At 60.2% G+C, this 5146-nt stretch carries 7 protein-coding genes and 1 pseudogene; all 8 read left to right on the forward strand.

Translation table 11 applies throughout. The features are described from left to right. Positions 1-397, forward strand: a pseudogene (gene eno / locus ACOSYY_RS05805) (phosphopyruvate hydratase); the annotation flags it as partial. 3 nt (positions 398-400) lie between these two features. Further along, complete coding sequence (locus ACOSYY_RS05810) at positions 401-766, forward strand: FtsB family cell division protein (protein ID WP_421661321.1); 366 nt, start codon at positions 401-403, stop codon at positions 764-766. Next, positions 763-1647 (forward strand): GTPase Era, encoded by an 885-nt coding sequence (era, locus tag ACOSYY_RS05815; protein WP_421661322.1) that lies wholly within the window; start codon positions 763-765, stop codon positions 1645-1647. The genes ACOSYY_RS05810 and era overlap by 4 nt, the downstream gene beginning before the upstream one ends. A gap of 4 nt (positions 1648-1651) precedes the next feature. Beyond that, on the forward strand, positions 1652-3109 hold the full coding sequence (gene mgtE, locus ACOSYY_RS05820; RefSeq protein ID WP_289269317.1) for a magnesium transporter: 1458 nt from the start codon (positions 1652-1654) through the stop codon (positions 3107-3109). Between the two features lie 44 nt (positions 3110-3153). Further along, the gene (gene recO, locus ACOSYY_RS05825; RefSeq protein ID WP_289269316.1) at positions 3154-3906 is read left to right on the forward strand and encodes a DNA repair protein RecO; all 753 of its coding nucleotides are present in this window, start codon (positions 3154-3156) and stop codon (positions 3904-3906) included. A 71-nt stretch (positions 3907-3977) separates the two neighbouring features. Next, positions 3978-4334 (forward strand): gamma-butyrobetaine hydroxylase family protein, encoded by a 357-nt coding sequence (locus ACOSYY_RS05830; protein ID WP_421661323.1) that lies wholly within the window; start codon positions 3978-3980, stop codon positions 4332-4334. Positions 4335-4361: 27 nt separating this feature from the next. Continuing rightward, a complete protein-coding gene (locus ACOSYY_RS05835) occupies positions 4362-4832 on the forward strand; it encodes a hypothetical protein (RefSeq protein ID WP_421661324.1) in 471 nt (156 codons plus the stop codon). Positions 4833-4883: 51 nt separating this feature from the next. Next, on the forward strand, positions 4884-5146 hold a 263-nt coding region (locus ACOSYY_RS05840; RefSeq protein ID WP_421661325.1), incomplete at its 3' end, for a glycogen/starch synthase.

A 5146-nucleotide genomic window follows, 5' to 3' on the forward strand; every position in this document is an offset into this window, starting at 1 on the left:
GAAACTCCTCACCGAAGCGCTGGGCCGGCGGGTCCAGTTGGTGGGCGACGATGTGTTCGTGACCAATGTGGAGATTTTCTCCAAAGGCATTCGCGAGGGCATCGCCAACTCGATCCTGATCAAGGTGAACCAGATCGGGTCGCTCACGGAAACATTCGACGCCATCGAACTGGCCAAACGATCCGGCTATACCGCGGTGGTGTCCCACCGTTCCGGTGAAACAGAGGATACGACCATTGCGGATATCGCGGTCGCCATGAACACAGGACAAATCAAGACAGGCTCCTTGTCCCGAACGGACCGAATGGCCAAGTACAATCAATTGCTCCGCATCGAGGAGGAACTGGGGGCTTCCGCGACGTACCTCGGACGACGGGCGATCCCGGCCGGTTTGTGACGCATGCACGTGATTAAGCGCAACCGCGGGCGGTCGGATCTCGACCGCCAACAACGCGCGTCGGAGTGGGGCAAACTCATTGCGGTGGCGGTGGGGCTGTTGCTCGTGATGTCGTTTTTCTTCGATGACATGGGCATTCCGCAATATTGGGCCATGCGCAACCAGGAACAGCAACTGGAGCGGGAGATCCGTGAGTTGAAGGTCAAGAATGCGGAGCTGCACCTGGAGGTCGACCGGCTTCGCTATGATCCCGAGCGGCTGGAGGAACTGGCGCGCGAGCAACTGGGGTTCGTGCGCAAGGGAGAAACGGTCTATCAATTGGCGCCGTCCGTTCCTTCGGTTGGCGCCGGAAGCGTCGTACCGCGATGAAGTCGGGCACCGTCGTCATCATCGGGCGGCCGAATGTCGGCAAGTCGACGCTGCTGAACCGGCTGCTCGGCGAGAAGGTGGCGATCGTCTCGAACAAGCCGCAGACGACGCGAACCAGAATCTTGGGCGTGGCGCATTTGCCGGAGGCGCAAATTGCCTTTCTGGATACGCCAGGCCTGCACCGGCCGCAGGATCGGTTGAACACCCGCATGGTGCAGACGACGCTGGACACGCTCGATGCCGGTGACGTCGTGTACGTGGTCGTGGATGCGGCTCGACGAACCGCCCACCTTGACCAGGCGGTGGTGCAGGAAGTCCGCCGGGCGCTGAAGAACCATGAGCGCCAGGTCCTGCTCGTGCTCAACAAGATCGATATGGTGCGCAAGCCGCTGCTGCTGCCGTTGCTGGATGCCTACAATCGGTTGTATCCCTGGACGGCCTTGATTCCCATTTCGGCTAAGACCGGCGACGGGGTGGACCGGCTGCTGGCCGCCACTGTCGAGGCGTTGCCGGAAGGCGAGCCTCGCTATGAGGCCGACATGTTGACGGATCAAACCATGCGGATGCTCGCCGCCGAGCTGATTCGCGAGCAGATCTTGCACGAGACCGAGGAGGAAGTGCCTCATTCGGTGGCGGTGGACATCGAGGAATTCAAGGAAGAAGGGGGGCTCGCGCGAATCGGAGCGACGGTGTTGGTCGAGAAGGACTCCCATAAGGGTATTTTGATCGGCCAGCATGGAGCCCGCCTGAAACGGGTCGGCACGAATGCCCGCCTGGGGATGGAACGGTTGTTTGGAATGAAGGTCTTTCTTCAACTTTGGGTGAAGGTGCGCGAAGAATGGCGGCAGGATGAGCGCCTGCTGGCCGAACTGGGTTATTAGCATCATGTCCACACTCCCGACCGAGAAAGACACGGTTCGAGACACGCCCGCGCAGTCCGGGCAGGGCCCCGGATCGTCTCCCGCTCGGGAGGGCGGGGAGCGAGGGCCATCGAAGTTTGACCTGCTGCTGGCCAGCGTACAGAAATTGCTGCGGCGCGGGGCGATCACGAATCTCACCCGGATGTTGGGGCGCATGCACTCGGCGGACATTGCCCGGGTGATCGGCCATCTGTCTTCGCCCAAGGACAAGCGAACGATCTTCGAATTGGTGCGAGGAGAGAAGCAGCGCGGGCTTGTCCTGAGCGAACTCGACGCCGATAGCATCAACGCAGTCGTGGCGGACTTGCAGGCCCCGGATCTTGCCTGGTTGTTGAAAGATCAAGAATCGGACGACGTCGCCTATATCTTGGGCGTTCTGCCGCCGGAGCGGGCCCAAGATGCCTTGGCGTTGATGAAAGCTGACGTGTCGACCGAGGTCGCCGGCATTCTTCAGTATCCCAAGGATACGGCCGGCGGCATCATGACCACGGAGTTCTTCTCCTTGCCGGAGGACGCGACGGCTCAGGAAGCCATCCGTCGGCTCCAGCAGGCCAGCGACGCCGAGAACGTGTTCTATATTTATGTAACCGACAAGGATGATCATCTGGTCGGGGTCTTGTCGCTGCGGCAACTCTTGACGGTCCCGCCCGGGACCCCGCTCAAGAACATTATGACGCGGGATGTCATGAGCGTGATGGTCGATATGGACCAGGAGGAGGTGGCGCGGCAAGTCGCGAGTTATAACCTCCTGGCGATCCCCGTGGTCGATCGGGAACATGTGCTCGTCGGGATTATTACGGTGGATGACGTGGTGGACGTGATCCGGGAAGAGGCGACGGAGGATATGTTGAAAATGGCCGGGGCATTGGAAGAGGACGTGTTGTCCAAATCATCCAGCCTGGCGGCGGCGAAGCTCCGGTTTCCGTGGCTGTTTACCAATCTGTTCGGTAGTCTCTTGTCCGGCGCGATCCTCTGGTATTTTCGCTACACCATTCAGGAAGTGGTTGCGGTGGTCAGCTTCATCCCCGTCATTGCGGCGATGGGTGGCAATGTCGGTCTTCAGTCATCCACGCTGATTATTCGGGGGTTGGCGACCGGCTTAATCGAGCAGGCCGACGCCTGGAAGGTGTTTTTTCGCGAGATCCGTGTCGCAATTCTGTTGGGATTGGCCTGCGGCCTCCTTTTGACGTTTGTCGGGTGGGCTTGGCATGGACAGGGATATCTCGGAATGGTCGTGGGGATGTCGTTGATCGTCGCGTTCCTGGTCTCCACCAGCATGGCGACGTTCATGCCGATTCTTCTCAAGCGGAGCGGCGTCGACCCGGCGGTGGCGGCCGGCCCGTTTGTGACGACTGCCAACGACATTACGGGGATCACCATCTATTTGACCTTGGCGACGCTCCTGATCGATTACCTGCGCTAAGTCCGCCCATGTGCTTGCACCGTCCGGCGACTTGTGCCTGACCCATGCCGCTTGTTGATACCCTGGCCATCGCGCTCAAGAGTCGAAAGTGGGGTGAGGCGGACCGAATCGTCACGTTCTTTACCCTTCGGGTGGGGAAAATTCGCGGCGTGGCCCGCGGAGCCCGCCGCCAAAAGAGCCAGTTTGGAGGCGGGCTTGAGCCGTTCGTCTTGTCCCGCCTGTCGCTGTTCGAAAAACCGAACGACGCGCTGTATCGCATTCGGCACGTCGATATCGAAGAGCCGTTTCTCGCCCTGCGGGAGAGCCTCGATCGGATGGCCGCGGCGGCGCGTCTGGTGAATATCGTGGCGGCGGTGACGGCGGAAGGAGACGCGGATGCGAGAATTTTCGAAGCGCTGAAGGCCGGGCTTCAAGCCGTCCAGTTGAGCCGGGATCCGATGATGATGGCGGTCCTCTTTCAAATCCGGATCCTCGGGCAAACAGGATTTCGCCCCCAGATCGATCTCTGTGCCGGTTGTGGCAGGCGGTTGGAGCAAGTCAGCCGCCACTTTTCCGCCCGGTCGGGAGGGATGGTCTGCGCGGTCTGTCTCGCTCGTCAATCGGCCCCGTGCCTGCTCCTTTCTGCGGGTACGCTTGCCTTGCTGCAACAGGCCGTCAGGCTGCCGATTCCGCTCATGTCCCGCTTGCGAGCGGAAGGAGGAGTCCGCGCCGAGTTGGAAGCCGCGATCGACACGTTTGCCACCGTGGTCGCGGGGAAAAGATTGCCGGCGCTCGATGCATGGAGGCCTCGTGTGTGAATGCGTTGTGAGAGGAACTTCACGCTCATCACCATGCGTCGAATCGTCGCGGAGTAAATAGGAATCAGGCTATGAGCGCGCTGGCTCTGGAACCGCGAGACATGCAGTGGCTGGAAAAGGGCGTGCTCGGGATCGAGTGGACCGACGGCCATCACGGTGTCTATCCCGTTCGTTTCCTGCGGCAACACTGCCCATGTGCGGCCTGTGTCGACGAGTGGACCGGTGAACGGCGACTCCAGCCGGATGATGTCCCTCTCCTCATCATGTTGCAGGATGCGGAGCCGATCGGGCGCTATGCGTTGAAATTCACCTTTAGCGACGGTCACGAGAGCGGGATCTATTCGTTTTCGCTGTTGCGTCGATTATGCCAGTGCGATATTTGCCAGCCGGTGAAGCCGGAAGAACCAAAAAGTCGCCGACTGCTGTAAACGACTCGATCGCGCAAGGACGAAGGAATGACACGTCAGAGGCTCCATGGTCTGCGACTCCATCCGATATGTTGGGTCATGGTCTTGAGTGTCGGTTGTCTGGGCTGCAGCGGTCTGCCGTCAATGAGCGAGCAGCGGCGTCTCATCGTCGAAGGTGGGCTACCGGTGCACAAAGTGTCGCGACAGGCGGTGCTCTTCGAGTGGGGGCCGCCGACCTATCAATCTGTCCAGCCGACTCAGTTCTTCGTGTTGTCCGATGCGAGTTGGATGCCTCATTTTCGTGTGAAGGTCGGCGAGTCTCCCCCCAATTGGGACCTCTCGACGGTGTACGGGGACGCCATCTTTTTGGCTTATGAGGAGCGGGAGACAGTGCTCGGGTTTTATCAGGAGCGCCTGGTGTATCGTGAGTCACTGGGGAGGGATCACATCCGAGCAATGGGAAAAATTTGGCAGCGAGAGGCCTTGTTCAAAACTCGTCTGGAATCCTCCGCGCCCTAACCATCCATTTCTGCAGGCGGACAGGCCGACCCAAACCCAATGAATATTCTTATGGTGACATCGGAGGCGGTACCCCTTGCCAAAACCGGAGGGTTAGGGGACATGGTCACCGGTCTTTCGAACGAACTGGCTCGTCGGGGACACGATGTCAAGATCATGCTCCCGGGCTATGCCTCGGTGGACGACCATGCGGTTTCGAAAGAGCCGCTCCGCACGGTCGACATTCCCATTCTCGGCAAGACCCAATCCGCGACCATTGAGCGTCTCCTGGTTCGGCGAGAACGGGCGGGCGGAGTCCTCAGCCCCGATTATGT

This window comes from Nitrospira sp. BLG_2, assembly GCF_049222245.1.

Bases quoted from the DNA above. Each gene is read 5' to 3' on its own strand.
- ACOSYY_RS05810 (WP_421661321.1), top strand. From the start codon at position 401: ATGCACGTGATTAAGCGCAACCGCGGGCGGTCGGATCTCGACCGCCAA.
- era (WP_421661322.1), top strand. From the start codon at position 763: ATGAAGTCGGGCACCGTCGTCATCATCGGGCGGCCGAATGTCGGCAAG.
- mgtE (WP_289269317.1), top strand. From the start codon at position 1,652: ATGTCCACACTCCCGACCGAGAAAGACACGGTTCGAGACACGCCCGCG.
- recO (WP_289269316.1), top strand. From the start codon at position 3,154: ATGCCGCTTGTTGATACCCTGGCCATCGCGCTCAAGAGTCGAAAGTGG.
- ACOSYY_RS05830 (WP_421661323.1), top strand. From the start codon at position 3,978: ATGAGCGCGCTGGCTCTGGAACCGCGAGACATGCAGTGGCTGGAAAAG.
- ACOSYY_RS05835 (WP_421661324.1), top strand. From the start codon at position 4,362: ATGACACGTCAGAGGCTCCATGGTCTGCGACTCCATCCGATATGTTGG.